Source organism: Stenotrophomonas sp. YJH_SMC_57, from assembly GCF_059369755.1.
Window position 1 is genome coordinate 98,289 of sequence record NZ_JCAFSZ010000001.1, and the last position, 13,744, is coordinate 112,032.

The following is a 13,744-nucleotide window of genomic DNA, read 5'->3' on the forward strand; positions in this document are numbered from 1 at the left end:
TCCCTTCCATGTGCCGTTGCCGCAGTCGATTCCCCAGCGTAATCGACCGGCGGTGACCGCTACAATGCGCACATGTCGCTCGAAGCCCCCGCCCTGGTTCCCCGCCCCTCCCTGCAGCGCCTGTTCCTGACCGGCCTGCTGACCCTGCTGCCGATCTGGCTGACCTGGGTCGTGGTCAAGTTCGTGTTCGTGCTGCTGTCGGGTATTTCCAGCCCGCTGGTGGTGCCGCTGTCCGAGCAGATCGCGACCAGCTTCCCGCACTACCTCGGCTGGGTCCGCGCCGAATGGATCCAGGACACCATCGCCCTGCTGGCCACGTTGCTGGTGATCCTGGCGGTGGGCGTGGCCAGTCGCCGTGTGCTCGGCCAGCGCCTGCTGCGCTGGGTGGGTGCGGTCATCAAGCGCATTCCGCTGGCCAGCATCATCTACGACAGCGCCAAGAAGCTGCTGGACATGCTGCAGACCGAGCCGGGCAGCACCCAGCGCGTGGTGCTGATCGACTTCCCGCATCGCGACATGAAGTCGGTCGGGCTGGTTACCCGCGTGATCAAGGAACACGGCACCGACCGTGAACTGGCCGCGGTGTACGTGCCGACCACGCCGAATCCGACATCGGGCTATCTGGAAATCGTGCCGGTGGAGCTGCTGACCCCGACCGACTGGACCGTCGACCAGGCCATGAGCTTCATCATTTCCGGCGGCGCCGTGGCACCGTCCAGCGTGCCGTTCACCCGCGCCGGCGACCGCGCCGAATGACCCCGGCGCCGATCGAGCGCCCGCTGCAGGACCGCGCGGTCCTGCTGTTCATCGTGCTGGCCGCGTTCTTCTGCGGCAACGCAGTGCTGGCCGAACTGATCGGGGTGAAGATCTTCGCCCTGGAAGACACGCTGGGCATCGATCCGCTGAACTGGAACCTGTTCGGCCAGACCGGCTCGTTGAGTTTCACCGCCGGCACCCTGCTGTGGCCGGTGGTGTTCATCATGACCGACACCATCAACGAGTTCTTCGGCAAGCGCGGCGTGCGCTTCATCTCGTGGCTGGCGGTGGTGCTGATCAGCTACGGCTTCCTGTTCGCCTTTGCGGCCATTTCGCTGGCGCCGGCCAGCTGGTGGGTCACCTCGATGGACGCTCACGGCGTGCCGGACTACCAGGCCGCATTTGCTGCGGTGTTCGGCCAGGGCATGTGGACCATCGCCGGTTCGCTGGTGGCATTCCTGCTCGGCCAGCTGATTGACGTGGCGGTGTTCCACCGCATCCGCCAGGCCACCGGCGAACGCCATGTGTGGCTGCGTGCCACCGGCTCGACCGCGATCTCGCAGGTCGTGGACAGCTTCGTGGTGATCTGGATCGCCTTCGTGCTCGGCCCGCAGCACTGGCCGACCTCGCTGTTCCTGGCCGTCAGCAGCGTCAATTACATCTACAAGATGGGTTTTGCGATCGCCTTGATCCCCCTGCTGTACCTGATGCGACGTGCGATCACCGGTTATCTGGGCGTTGAGCGCGCGGCCGCGTTGCGCGCGGCCGCGGCGGCTGACTGAAGCCCCAGCGACGGCCAGCTGACTGCGCCTTCACGCTGGCCGTACGCGGCCGGATCGTGCAAGCTCCACGGTCTGTGTTCCACGGAAGCTCCTGATGCCGCATCCCACCCGCGTCCTGGCCGCCGCCATCGCCGCGTTGTTCCTGTTCAGTGCCGTCCCGTCGGCCGAAGCAGCGAAGAAGAAGGCCAGCCGCCCTGCCGCCGCGCAGACCCGCCAGGCGGCCAAGCCCAAGGCCAAGCCCGCCCGCGCCACCGCGCCGGCCCGCGGCAGTTCGGCGCGCCGCGCCACGCCGCGTCCCGTAGCCCCCGCACGCGCCGTGCCCAAGCAGGTGCAGCTGGAGCGCCTGTACGACGAATACTGGGATGCCTCGATGCGGCTGAACCCGCTGCAGGCGACCTTCCAGGGCGAGACGCGTTACAACGACCAGCTGCCCAACATCCTGTCAGCCGCCTGGCGCCAGCAGTCACACGACTTCACCACGCAATGGCTGGGCAAGGTCGAGAAACTCGGCAGTGACGGCCTGCAGGGCCAGGACCTGCTCAGTTACGAGATCTTCGTGCGCGACGCACGCGCCTCGCTGGCCGCCGAGCGCTACCCGAGCTGGATGATGCCGATCAGCCAGTACTACAACATCGGCAGCATCATGGCGATTCTCGGTGCCGGTGCCGGCGCGCAGCCGTTCAACACCGTGCAGGATTACGACACCTGGTCGCGCCGCTCGCTGGGCATTCCCGAGCTGTTCGACCAGGCCATCGACAACATGCGCCAGGGCATGAAGGCTGGCGTGGTACAGCCGCGCGACCTGATGGAAAAGGTGTTGCCGCAGCTGGATGCGGTGATCAAGCCGACCGCCGAAGAGAGCATTTTCTGGTCGCCGATCCGCACCATGCCCAACACCATCGCAGCCGAGGACAAGGCGCGCATCAGCGCCGAATACAAGCGCATGATCGAGCTGCGCATCATGCCGGCCTACCGTGCCCTGCGCGGCTTCATCGCTACCGAGTACCTGCCGGCCACGCGTGCCAGCAGCGGCCTGGGCGCGCTGCCCGATGGCCAGGCCTGGTACGCCAACCTGATCGTGCAGACCACCGCCAGCGACCAGACCGCCGCGCAGCTGCATGCGCTGGGCGAACAACGCGTGCAGGAACTGCAGGCCCAGATCGCCACGGTGATGAAGGATGCCAAGCTGCGCGGCACACCGACCAAGCTGCTGCGCAGCATGCGCAACGACCGCCAGTTCCAGTACGGCGATGCCAACGCGCTGATCAACCGCTACCGGCAGGTGCAGCAGCAGGTCAACGCACGCCTGCCGCAGGTGCTGGATACGTTGCCGAAGGCACCGCTGGAAGTACGCGCGGTGGAACCGGAGCGGGCGCTGACTGCCGCTGCCGCGGCCTACCAGCCGTCGCCAGGTGAACAACCAGGCGTGCTGTACATCAACACCCGTGACCTGCCCAGCCGCAAGCGCTGGAACGTTCCGGTGCAGTACCTGCATGAGGCGATTCCGGGCCACCACGTGCAGCTGGGCCTGCAGCAGGAACTGGCCAAGCTGCCGCGCTTCCGCCGCCTCGGTGGCGATCTCGCCTTCGTCGAAGGCTGGGGCCTGTACGCCGAAACGCTGGGCGAAGACCTGGGCATCTACACCGATCCCTACGACCGCATCGGCTACCTGTACTCGCGCCTGTTGCGTGCCGCACGCGTGGTGGCCGATACCGGCGTGAACGCACAGGGCTGGAGCAAGCAGCAGGCCGTGGCCTACCTGCAGAAGACGGTCGACATGAGCAGCGATGACGCCAACGCCGAAGTCGAGCGGATCATGGCCCAGCCCGGACAGGCGCTGTCCAACGTGGCTGGCCTGACCACCATCGTGGCGCTGCGCGACAAGGCCAAGGCCCGCCAGGGTGCCGCCTTCGACCTGCGTCGCTTCCACGCCGAACTGCTGAAGGACGGCTCGATGCCGCTGGACGTGCTGGACCGCAAGATGGAACGCTGGATGGCCCAGCCGGCGAGCGCTACGCCCGCCCCTTCACCCTGACCCGACCGGAGCCGTCATGCGCCCTGCCGTCGTCCTGCTCGTCGCCGCGCTGGGCCTGCTGCCCGTAGTCAGCTCCGCCGCCCCGGTGCTGACCCCACCGGATGCGGGTATCGATGGCCTGATGCAGGCCTACGATGGCCAGCAGCCCGGTGCCGCAGTACTGGTACTGCATGACGGGCAGCCGGTGTTCCGTCGCGGCTACGGCCTGGCGGTAGTGGAAGACAGCACCCCGGTCACCCCGGCCAGCAACCTCCGGCTGGCATCGGTCAGCAAGCAGTTCACCGCCGCGGCGGTGCTGCTGCTGGTGGAAGACGGCCGGCTCGGGCTGGACCAGCCGGCCCGGCAGTGGCTGCCCGAGCTGCCGCCGGCTGCGGCGGCCATCACTCTGCGCCAGCTGCTGTCGCATACCAGCGGCCTGCTCGACTACGAAGACCTGATGGACCCGGCCGACCCGCGCCAGGTGCACGATGCCGACGTGCTGGCCCTGCTCGCGCGCGAAGACCGCCTGAACTTCGCGCCCGGCACGCAGTATCGATACAGCAACAGCGGCTACGCGCTGCTGGCACTGATCGTCGGCCGCGCCTCCGGCCAGGATTTCGCAACCTTCCTGCAGCAGCGCATCTTCGCGCCGCTGGGCATGGCCCATACCGTGGCCCACCAGGACGGTGTCGATGCGGTGGCGGCACGTGCCTATGGCTACAGCCGGATCGACGGCCACTGGCAGCGCACCGACCAGAGCACCACCAGCGCCGTACTCGGCGATGGCGGCATCTATTCCTCGCTGGACGACCTGGCCCGCTGGGATGCCGCGCTGTATGACGACCGCCTGTTGTCCAAGGCCTCGCGCCGCGCGATGTTCAGCCCTGCCACCACGACCACCGAGCCTGACGTGCCGCACTACGGCTTCGGCTGGCGCCTGAACGGCCCGGTGCAATGGCACAGCGGCGAGAGCATCGGCTTCCGCAACGTGATCGTTCGCCACCCGGAAAAGCACCTGACCGTGATCGTGCTGACCAACCGCAATGACCCCGAACCCTATCCGCTGGCGCTGAAGATCGCCCAGCGCTGGCTGGACACCCTGCAATGACTGCTGCTTCCGAGGCCCTGCTGGGCATCCATCACGCCGCACTGATCTGCAGCGACTACGCACGATCGAAGGATTTCTACGTGCGCATCCTCGGCCTGCGCGTGCTGGCCGAGAACCACCGTGCCGCGCGCGACTCCTGGAAGCTGGACCTGGCCCTGCCCGACGGCGGCCAGCTGGAACTGTTCTCCTTCCCCTCACCGCCGCCGCGACCCAGCCGCCCCGAAGCCCAGGGCCTGCGCCACCTCGCGTTCCGGGTGGCCGCGCTGGAGCCGTTCATCCAGCGCCTGGCAGCGCATGGCGTGGCCTGCGAACCGATCCGCGTGGACGAATACACCGGCCGCCGCTTCACCTTCTTCGCCGACCCCGACGACCTGCCGCTGGAGCTGTACGAAGTCGGTTGAGCGTTTTTCAATCGTGATTCATCCATGCATGGCATGGATCTACGTGTCGACCAAGGTCGACACCCACCAAGAGCAGGCCGTGCCATTCCGACAGATTGTGGAGACCTGTCGAAGGCGGGGTGGGTCCGGTTGCGGGGGCGTGAGCCGCATGGATGCGGCGACCGAGCTTACATGGACGTACTTGCAGCGGCCCCCGCAACCGGACCCACCCCGCCATCCCACGGAATGGTCGCTTTTGCCGTTGCCGCTGCCGTTGAGGTTGCCGGCCAGCGGCCGGCACTACCGCGGGTGCAGGGCGCAGCCCTGCAAAGCCCCCCCTTCCCCATACCCCGCCGAATGGGTATACAGTCGACCCGTACCGGCATCGTGCCGGAATGAACCCTGGGAGGGGACCATGCGCAAGACCTTCAAGACCCTGCTGCTGGCGCTGCCGCTGTGCCTGGCCGCGCTCTCGGCGCAGGCCGCCGACGGCGCCGCCGGCCGCTGGAAGACCATCGACGACAAGACCGGCAAGGTGAAGTCGATCGTCGAGATCACCCAGGCCGCCAATGGCACCCTGACCGGCAAGGTGGTCGACATCCTGCACTCGGACAAGGGTCCCAACCCGGTCTGCGACGGCTGTGAAGGCGCCAACAAGAACAAGCCGGTGAAGGGCATGACCATCCTCTGGAACCTGAAGGCCGACGGCGCCAACAAGTGGTCCGGTGGCACCATCCTCGATCCCGCCAACGGCAAGACCTACAAGTCGAAGATGGAACTGCAGCCGGGTGGCACCAAGCTGGACGTGTCCGGCTGCATCGCCTTCATCTGCCGCGCGCAGACCTGGCAGCGCGAATAAACGCCCTGACCCGCCTCACCCCCGTGACCCGGCCCCGGCCGGGTCACCTCGTTGCGGGCATGCGATACTCTGCGGTTCCCCTCGGCTTCACCCCGCGACCATGACCCGTACCGCGCTCGTCACCACCGCCCTGCCCTACGCCAACGGCCCGCTGCACCTGGGCCACCTGGTCGGCTACATCCAGGCCGACATCTGGGTGCGTGCGCGGCGAATGAGCGGCGGCAAGGCCTGGTTCGTCTGCGCCGACGACACCCACGGCACGCCGATCATGCTGGCTGCGGAAAAGGCCGGAGTCACTCCGGAAACCTTCATCGCCAACATCCAGGCCAGCCACGAGCGTGACTTCGCCGCCTTCGGCGTGGCCTTCGACCACTACGACTCGACCAACTCGGCGGCCAACCAGGCGCTGACCGAGCAGTTCTACCTGAAACTCGAAGCGGCCGGCCACATCAGCCGCCGTTCGGTGGCGCAGTTCTACGACCCGGCCAAGGGCATGTTCCTGCCCGACCGCTACGTCAAGGGCATCTGCCCGAACTGCGGCAGCCCCGACCAGTACGGCGACAACTGCGAAGTGTGTGGCGCCACCTATGCGCCGACCGACCTGAAGGAACCGCGTTCGGTCATCTCCGGTGCCACGCCGGAAATGCGCGATTCGGAGCACTTCTTCTTCGAGGTCGGCCACTTCGACGCGTTCCTGCGCGACTGGCTGGCCGGCGACGTCGCCCTGCCGGGCGTCAAGGCCAAGCTGGGTGAGTGGCTCAATGCCGAAGGCGGCCTGCGCGCGTGGGACATCTCGCGCGACGCGCCGTACTTCGGCTTCCAGATTCCCGGCCAGCCGGGCAAGTACTTCTACGTCTGGCTGGACGCGCCGATCGGCTACCTGTCCAGCTTCCAGACCCTGTGCGGCAAGCTCGGCGAAGACTTCGAATCGCATCTGCGCGCCGGCACCGCCACCGAGCTGCACCACTTCATCGGCAAGGACATCGTCAACTTCCACGGGCTGTTCTGGCCGGCGGTGCTGCACGGTACCGGCCACCGCGCGCCGACCCGCCTGCACGTCAACGGCTACCTGACCGTGGACGGCGCCAAGATGAGCAAGTCGCGCGGCACCTTCGTGATGGCCCGCACCTTCCTCGACGCCGGCCTGGAACCGGAAGCACTGCGTTACTACTACGCGGCCAAGTCCGGCGGTGGCGTCGACGATCTCGACCTGAACCTGGGTGACTTCATCGCCCGCGTCAACGCCGACCTGGTCGGCAAGTTCGTCAACCTGGCCAGCCGCTGCGCAGGTTTCATCAGCAAGCGCTTCGACGGCCTGCTGGCCGCGCAGCTGCCCGATGCGGCGCAGTACCAGCGTTTCGTCGACGGCCTGGCGCCGATCCGCGAGGCCTACGAGCGCAACGACGCGGCGGCGGCGATCCGCCTGACCATGACCCTGGCCGACGAAGCCAACCGCTACATCGATGACGTCAAGCCGTGGGTGATCGCCAAGCAGGAAGGCGCCGACGCGCAGCTGCAGGCGGTGTGCAGCCAGGGCCTGAACCTGTTCCGCGTGCTGGTCACCGCGCTGAAGCCGGTGCTGCCGGCCACCGCCGCGCAGGCCGAGGCCTTCCTGGCTGCGCCGGCAAACGACTGGACCGACCTGGTGCAGCCGCTGCTGGGCCACCGCATCACCGACTACACCCCGCTGTTCACCCGTATCGACCCGAAGAAGATTGACGCCATGATCGACGCCTCCAAGGACACCCTGCAGCCGGCCGCCGCTGCCGCCCCCGCCGCCAAGACCGACGCCGCCAAACCGGCCGCACCGGCACCGGCCAAGGACGAAGCGAACAGCGCCGACGCACCGGCCTACATCGGCATCGATGATTTCGCCAAGCTCGACCTGCGCATCGGCAAGGTGCTGGTGTGCGAATTCGTGGACGGCTCGGACAAGCTGCTGCGCTTCGAACTGGATGCCGGCGAGCTGGGCAAGCGCCAGATCTTCTCCGGCATCCGCGGCAGCTACGGCGAGCCGGAGAAGCTGGTGGGCCGCAGCGTGGTGTTCATCGCCAACCTGGCCCCGCGCAAGATGCGCTTTGGCCTGAGCGAAGGCATGATCCTGTCGGCCGGTTTCGACGGCGGCGCGCTGGCGCTGCTGGACGCCGACAGCGGCGCGCAGCCGGGCATGCCGGTCCGCTGATGCCTGCAGCGGGCGTGGCCAGGCCGCGCCCGCCGGCAGCACCGGCCACGAGGGCAATGCGATGGGAGGCAAGGGAATGGAACTGGCGCTGTTCGACTTCGACCACACCGTGACCACCTGCGATACCTATGGCCGTTTCCTGCGCCGCGTGGCCACCGCCGAACAGCTGGCGCAGGCGTGGTGGAAGGTCGGCCCGTGGCTGGTGGCGTACAAGCTGAAACTGATCTCGGCCGAACGCATCCGCGCACGCGTCACCCGCCTGACCTTCAGCGACCGCCACAGCGACGACATCACCACGCTGGCCGCCGGCTTCTCGCGCGAATTCCTGCCCCAGGTGGTGCGCCCGGAAATGCTGGAGCAGATCCGCTGGCACAAGGAACAGCAGCACACCGTGGTGATCGTGTCCGGTTCGCTGGACCTGTACCTGAAGCCGTGGTGCGAGCAGCTGGGCCTGCAGTTGATCTGCAACCGGCTGGAGAGCCAGGACGGCCGCCTGACCGGTCGCTATGCCGGTGGCGACTGCGGCCCGCGCAAGGTCGAGCACATCCGTCGCCAGTTCGATCTGTCGCGTTACGTGCGCATCCATGCCTACGGCGACAGTTCCGAAGACAAGCCGATGCTGGCGCTGGCCCACGAACGCTGGTTCCGTGGCAAACCCCTGAAGTAACCCAACGCGCAGCCTTCGCCACGCATGAGCCTGACCCCGCCCCTGACCGAACGCCTCGACCGCCTGCTGCCGCAGACCCAATGCGGGCAATGCGGCTACGACGGCTGCCGCCCCTACGCGCAGGCGATGGCGCGCGGCGAGGCGGGCGTGGACCGCTGCCCACCGGGTGGCGACGCCGGCGCGCGTGCACTGGCCCAGGTGCTGGGCACACCGGCCATTCCGTTTGACCGCTCGCGCGGCGAGCACAAGGCCGCGCAGGTTGCGTTGATCGTGGAGGCCGACTGCATCGGCTGCACCAAATGCATCCAGGCCTGCCCGGTGGATGCCATCGTCGGCGGTGCCAAGTACATGCACACGGTCATCGCCGATCTGTGTACCGGCTGCGAGCTGTGCATTCCGCCGTGCCCGGTGGACTGCATCGAGCTGGTGCACCCGCAACAAGGCTGAGATCCCTTGTCCTGAGGAAAAGGGATCTGAGCCTGCACGACGGTTACGGCACTGCGGCCGTCACCACGATCTCGACCTTCCACTCGGCGTGGGCCAGCTTGGCTTCAAACGTGGCGCGGGCCGGGGTCGCGCCCTCGACCACCCACTCGTCCCACGCCTTGTTCATGCCATCGAAGTCGGCGATGTCGGCCAGGAACACTTCCGCGCGCAGCACGTGCTGGCGATCGCTGGCCACCAGCGCCAGCAGCTTGTCGATCTCCGCCAGCACCTGCCGGGTCTGACCGGTGATGTCCTGGCTGGTGTCTTCCGGAATCTGGCCGGAGAGGTAGGCGACCTTGTTGTACACGGTCATTTCGGACATGCGCGGTCCGACGTCGTAACGCTCCATCATGGGCGTGGCTCCTGCGGGTGATCAGGCCTGCATTGTCCTCCAAAGCGGTCAACGATGGGTGCACGCGGACGTACCGCGCAACGCCACTACCGGGCTCCGACACGCCCGCTGGTCAAATGCCCGCGACAGGCGCACGATGCGCCACGCCCGCGTTGACACCGCCCTCGCCCTTCCTGACGCACCCTTGCGCCGATGACCGAAACCACCGACCCCGCCACCGCTTCCTCCACCCCGGCATGGAAGCGGGTCCTTACCATCGTCATCCCGCTGCTGATCCTGGCGCTGGCGCTGCACGGCCTGGCCAACGAGTTCGATGAGAACGGCTACCGCGCCATCCGCCACGCCTTCCATCAACTCAGCGGCACGCAGATCGCGCTTACCGTCGTGCTGGGCCTGGCCAGCTACGCCTGCCTGATCGGCTTTGACGCCATCGGCCTGCGCCGCAGCGGCATCCGCGTGCATCCGGCACGCATCGGCATCACCGCATTCCTGGCACATACGCTGGGCCAGACCGTGGGCTTCGCCGCGCTGACCGGTGGTGCGGTGCGCCTGCGCGGTTACCGCACCGCCGGCCTGGACCTGGCGCAGATCGGCCAGGTGGTGCTGATGAGCACGCTCGGCTTCGTGTTCGGTGCCTGGCTGCTGATCAGCGTGGCGCTGTGCATGGAGCCTGAAGCCGCGGCGCTGGCACTGCCGCTGGATCCGGACGCGGTGCGCGTGGTCGGCATCATCGCGCTGTTCGCCTATCTGGCGATGCTGCTGCTGGTCGGCCGCGAAGGCCGCCAGTTCAGCGTGTTCGGGCATGGCCTGTGGCTGCCCGACCGCCGCACCATGATCGGCGTCACCGTGCTCAGCGTGATCGAACTGGTACTGGCCAGCGCCGCGTTCTACGTGCTGCTGCCGGACTCGACGCCCACCGGCCTGCCCGGCTTCGTCGGCCTGTACCTGGTTGCGGTGCTGGCCGGCCTGGTCTCGACCGTCCCCGCCGGCCTCGGCGTGTTCGAATGGAGCCTGCTGAAGCTGCTGCCGCAGGTTGCACCGGCGGCGGTGCTGGCCGCTGCGCTGATCTACCGCGTTACCTACTACGTGCTGCCGCTGGTGCTGGCCACCCTGCTCGCACTGGCGCCCGCGCTGCGGCAACCGTTGCAGGCCAGCGCCGGCGCCACCCGCGCCGGCTGGAACGCGCTGCGCCCCTGGCTGCCGCAGATCATCGCGCTTGCGGCGTTCAGCATCGGCGCGGCGCTGGTCATCGACGGCACGCTGCCGACCCCGCGTCGCCATCTGGTCAACGCCTCACTGCCCATCCTGGAAACCTCGCACCTGATCGGCAGCCTCAGCGGTGTCGCCCTGCTGCTGATCGGCCAGGGCCTGTCACGGCGCAGCCACGCGGCGTGGATGCTGGCGATGGCGGTGTGTGTGATTACCCCACTTCCACTGTGGCTGCGCGGCGGCCAGCCGCTGATCGCGGTGTCCGCATTGCTGGTGGCGATGGCGCTGTGGGCCGCACGCCGCGAGTTCTATCGCCAGGGTGCGCTGCTGGACGAGGCCTGGTCGTGGCCGTGGCTGCGCAACCTCGGCCTGGTGCTGGTCGCGGTTACCTGGCTGCTGTTCTTCACCTACAGCCATGTCGAATACCAGAACGAGCTGTGGTGGCAATTCGCGGTGTCCGGCAACGCGCCGCGCGCGCTGCGAGCCTTGCTGCTGGTGGCCATCGCGCTGGTGATGTTCGGCCTGGCGCGGCTGCTGCACAGCACCCGCAGCCCGCTGCCGGCCGCCGATGAAGCCACGCTGCAATCGCTGGCGCCGGTGCTGGCCGGTGCCACCGATACCCAGGCCTGCCTGGTGCTGACCGCCGACAAGGCGGTGCTGCGCGATGATGCGAAGCAGGGCTTCGTGATGATGCAGCGCTATGGCGGTTCGCTGATCGCGATGGGCGATCCGGTTGGACCGCCGGAGGTCGCCCGCGCATTGATCTGGCGCTTCCGCGAGGAGGCCGACCGGCTCGGCCTGCGCCCGGTGTTCTACCAAGTGGGCGAGACCTACTGGCAGACCTACCTGGACCTCGGCCTGGGCCTGGTCAAGCTGGGCGAAGAAGCGATTGTGCCGCTGCATGATTTCGGGCTGGAGGGCCGCGAGCGCGCCGACCTGCGCCAGGCCTGGAACCGTGGCAAGCGCAGCGGCCTGTCCTTCCGGGTGGCGCCGGTGGAGGAGATTCCCAACCTGCTGCCACGCCTGCATGCCATCTCCAACGCCTGGCTGGACGACAAGGCCGGCGATGAGAAGGGGTTCTCGCTGGGCAGCTACGACCCGGACTACCTGGCGCGCTTCCCGGTGGCGCTGGTCGAGGCCGAAGGCCAGATCGTGGCGTTCGCCAACCTGTGGCAGGCACCGGCCGGTGCCGAGCTGTCGGTGGACCTGATGCGCCATGTCAACGAGGCGCCGAAGGGCACGATGGACTTCCTCTTCATCGAGCTGTTCCTGTGGGGCCGCGCGCAGGGCTATGCACGCTTCTCGCTGGGCATGGCACCGCTGTCCGGCCTGGCCCAGCATCGGCTGGCCGGCCGCTGGAACCGGCTGGCCGGCCTGCTGGCGCGGCACGGCGAACGCTTCTATGGCTTCAGTGGCCTGCGCCGCTTCAAGTCGAAGTTCGATCCGCAGTGGCGGCCGCGCTATCTGGCAGCACCCGGCGGCATGCACCTGCCGGCGGCGCTGCTGGATGCCACGCGCCTGATCTCGCTGGATCCGCGGCGGAATTGAGGCCGCGATCCGTCGAGCATGGCTCGACGCTACATGAGCGTCAGGCGCCACCCTTGAGGATCACCTCGGCCAGGCGGTCGTAGTCACCATTGAAGTGATGGTCGCCCGGCAGCTTCACCTTCTGCACGCCATCGTTGGCGGGAAGGCCCGGGCACAGCGCGTCATCGTCGTCCTGGCCATACACGCACAACGTCTTGCCAGCCGGCAGCTTCGCCACTTCCGGCGCAATCGGCAGGCCGTCACCGCCGCCGCCCAGCCAGTTGCTGACATGGAACTCGAAGTCGGCCTTCTTGCCCACCGACAGCAGCACGATACGGTCCAGCGCCGCGCGGGTATCGGCATCGAGCTGGTTGATGGTGGCCGGCAGCACGTCGGCGCCCTGCGAGAAGCCGATCAGCATCACCTTGTCGCGGTGCCACTGCTGGCGGTAGTGATCGATGATCTTCTGCAGGTCTGCAGCAAAGCCCTTCGGCGTGCGCTCGCTCCAGAAGTAGCGCAGCGAATCGATGCCGACCACCGCCACCCCATGCTCGTTGAGCGACGACGCCACGTCCTTGTCCAGGCCGGCCCAGCCACCGTCGCCGGAGACAAACACGGCCAGCGTGTCGCCGTTGCCGGCGGCGGGCACTTCCACCACCGGCAGGCCCTTCAACACGGCCGGCGGCGGCGCCAGGCTGACACCCGCCTGCGCCCCCATCACCCGCGCCGCAGCCACCAGGCCCGGTGAGGCATCACCGCGCGCGGTGCGCTTGAACTCACGCGCCATCGCCACCTGCTGCACGAACCCACTGGCCTCGCCCACCTTGCAGCCGTGATCACCGGCCGCACTCAACCACGGGAAGTTCAGTTCGGCGGGCTGCAACCTGTTGCGCTTCACGCCATCGCCGCAGACCATGCGCTCGTGGTTGTGGTCCGGGCAGAAGCCGGTGGTGAGCAGGCCGGCGAATACCTGGGTGTCGGCCTGCGCCGCCAGCGAGTAGGCCATTTCGGCACCTTCACCATCGCCGCCGACCAGCGGCAGGTGGTAGCCGGGCAGATGCAGCGACGCCTGCAGCCAGCGCGAGAAATTCTCGACATCGCCGGAACCGAACGAGCAGGTCGGGTCACCCTCGCGCTTGAGCACGCCGCGCAGATGTGCGATGTCCACGGCCGCGACCATCGCGCCATCGGCACGCAGCGCCTCGATCGGCAAACGGCTGGTATCACCGCCGGCAGAAGGTTCATGGAACCAGATCACTACCCGCTGCGGCGTTCCCGACGGCATGTGCACCGGAATCTGTTCAAACCGCCCGTGGCTGAACTGCTGCACGTTGGCCGCCGCCATCGCCGGCAGCGCAGCCAGCGCCAGTACCACACCCATTGCCCTGCCCAGCCCTGCACGCTTCATATCGCAGCCCCGAT

Annotated in this window: 12 protein-coding genes; 10 read left to right on the forward strand and 2 right to left on the reverse strand. The window is 67.9% G+C overall.

What is annotated here, in order from left to right; genetic code table 11:
- The first annotated feature begins 72 nt into the window (after window positions 1–72).
- The 9 genes from AC5P7U_RS00420 to rnfB all read left to right on the forward strand — a co-directional run bounded on the left by AC5P7U_RS00420 (window position 73) and on the right by rnfB (window position 9,195).
- Window positions 73–756, forward strand: a complete 684-nt coding sequence (locus AC5P7U_RS00420; RefSeq protein ID WP_008266500.1) for a DUF502 domain-containing protein — start codon at window positions 73–75, stop codon at window positions 754–756.
- Window positions 753–1,538, forward strand: a complete 786-nt coding sequence (locus AC5P7U_RS00425; RefSeq protein ID WP_133935266.1) for a queuosine precursor transporter — start codon at window positions 753–755, stop codon at window positions 1,536–1,538. Before AC5P7U_RS00420 ends, AC5P7U_RS00425 begins: the two co-directional genes overlap by 4 nt.
- A 94-nt stretch (window positions 1,539–1,632) precedes the next feature.
- Window positions 1,633–3,573, forward strand: a complete 1,941-nt coding sequence (locus AC5P7U_RS00430) for a DUF885 domain-containing protein (protein WP_197564625.1) — start codon at window positions 1,633–1,635, stop codon at window positions 3,571–3,573.
- Window positions 3,574–3,589: 16 nt separating this feature from the next.
- A complete protein-coding gene (locus AC5P7U_RS00435) occupies window positions 3,590–4,660 on the forward strand; it encodes a serine hydrolase domain-containing protein (protein WP_197564624.1) in 1,071 nt (356 codons plus the stop codon).
- Window positions 4,657–5,061 (forward strand): SMU1112c/YaeR family gloxylase I-like metalloprotein, encoded by a 405-nt coding sequence (gene gloA2, locus AC5P7U_RS00440; RefSeq protein ID WP_197564623.1) that lies wholly within the window; start codon window positions 4,657–4,659, stop codon window positions 5,059–5,061. The genes AC5P7U_RS00435 and gloA2 overlap by 4 nt, the downstream gene beginning before the upstream one ends.
- 394 nt (window positions 5,062–5,455) lie before the next feature.
- Complete coding sequence (locus AC5P7U_RS00445; protein WP_006462411.1) at window positions 5,456–5,899, forward strand: DUF2147 domain-containing protein; 444 nt, start codon at window positions 5,456–5,458, stop codon at window positions 5,897–5,899.
- Between the two features lie 100 nt (window positions 5,900–5,999).
- Window positions 6,000–8,081, forward strand: coding sequence for a methionine--tRNA ligase (metG, locus tag AC5P7U_RS00450; protein WP_006462331.1), 2,082 nt, complete (start codon window positions 6,000–6,002; stop codon window positions 8,079–8,081).
- A gap of 76 nt (window positions 8,082–8,157) precedes the next feature.
- The gene (locus AC5P7U_RS00455) at window positions 8,158–8,748 is read left to right on the forward strand and encodes an HAD family hydrolase (RefSeq protein WP_197564723.1); all 591 of its coding nucleotides are present in this window, start codon (window positions 8,158–8,160) and stop codon (window positions 8,746–8,748) included.
- Window positions 8,749–8,772: 24 nt separating this feature from the next.
- A complete protein-coding gene (rnfB, locus tag AC5P7U_RS00460; protein WP_006462329.1) occupies window positions 8,773–9,195 on the forward strand; it encodes an Rnf electron transport complex subunit RnfB in 423 nt (140 codons plus the stop codon).
- Between the two features lie 43 nt (window positions 9,196–9,238).
- On the opposite strand, the gene AC5P7U_RS00465 is transcribed toward rnfB, so the two are convergent.
- Window positions 9,239–9,586 (reverse strand): RidA family protein, encoded by a 348-nt coding sequence (locus AC5P7U_RS00465; RefSeq protein WP_005418155.1) that lies wholly within the window; start codon window positions 9,584–9,586, stop codon window positions 9,239–9,241.
- A gap of 192 nt (window positions 9,587–9,778) precedes the next feature.
- On the opposite strand from AC5P7U_RS00465, the gene mprF reads away from it, so the two are divergent.
- Window positions 9,779–12,343, forward strand: a complete 2,565-nt coding sequence (gene mprF, locus AC5P7U_RS00470) for a bifunctional lysylphosphatidylglycerol flippase/synthetase MprF (protein WP_197564722.1) — start codon at window positions 9,779–9,781, stop codon at window positions 12,341–12,343.
- Window positions 12,344–12,383: 40 nt separating this feature from the next.
- Here mprF and AC5P7U_RS00475 read toward each other — a convergent pair whose 3' ends face one another.
- Window positions 12,384–13,730 carry a virulence factor family protein gene (locus AC5P7U_RS00475; protein WP_197564721.1) on the reverse strand — a complete coding sequence of 449 codons (1,347 nt, stop codon included), beginning with the start codon at window positions 13,728–13,730 and terminating at the stop codon, window positions 12,384–12,386.
- Between the last annotated feature and the right edge of the window lie 14 nt (window positions 13,731–13,744).

Coding starts and splice junctions, on each gene's coding strand:
- rnfB (WP_006462329.1), top strand. CDS start 8,773: ATGAGCCTGACCCCGCCCCTGACCGAACGCCTCGACCGCCTGCTGCCG.
- AC5P7U_RS00465 (WP_005418155.1), bottom strand. CDS start 9,586: ATGATGGAGCGTTACGACGTCGGACCGCGCATGTCCGAAATGACCGTG.
- AC5P7U_RS00420 (WP_008266500.1), top strand. CDS start 73: ATGTCGCTCGAAGCCCCCGCCCTGGTTCCCCGCCCCTCCCTGCAGCGC.
- AC5P7U_RS00455 (WP_197564723.1), top strand. CDS start 8,158: ATGGAACTGGCGCTGTTCGACTTCGACCACACCGTGACCACCTGCGAT.
- AC5P7U_RS00430 (WP_197564625.1), top strand. CDS start 1,633: ATGCCGCATCCCACCCGCGTCCTGGCCGCCGCCATCGCCGCGTTGTTC.
- gloA2 (WP_197564623.1), top strand. CDS start 4,657: ATGACTGCTGCTTCCGAGGCCCTGCTGGGCATCCATCACGCCGCACTG.
- AC5P7U_RS00475 (WP_197564721.1), bottom strand. CDS start 13,730: ATGAAGCGTGCAGGGCTGGGCAGGGCAATGGGTGTGGTACTGGCGCTG.
- AC5P7U_RS00445 (WP_006462411.1), top strand. CDS start 5,456: ATGCGCAAGACCTTCAAGACCCTGCTGCTGGCGCTGCCGCTGTGCCTG.
- metG (WP_006462331.1), top strand. CDS start 6,000: ATGACCCGTACCGCGCTCGTCACCACCGCCCTGCCCTACGCCAACGGC.
- mprF (WP_197564722.1), top strand. CDS start 9,779: ATGACCGAAACCACCGACCCCGCCACCGCTTCCTCCACCCCGGCATGG.
- AC5P7U_RS00425 (WP_133935266.1), top strand. CDS start 753: ATGACCCCGGCGCCGATCGAGCGCCCGCTGCAGGACCGCGCGGTCCTG.
- AC5P7U_RS00435 (WP_197564624.1), top strand. CDS start 3,590: ATGCGCCCTGCCGTCGTCCTGCTCGTCGCCGCGCTGGGCCTGCTGCCC.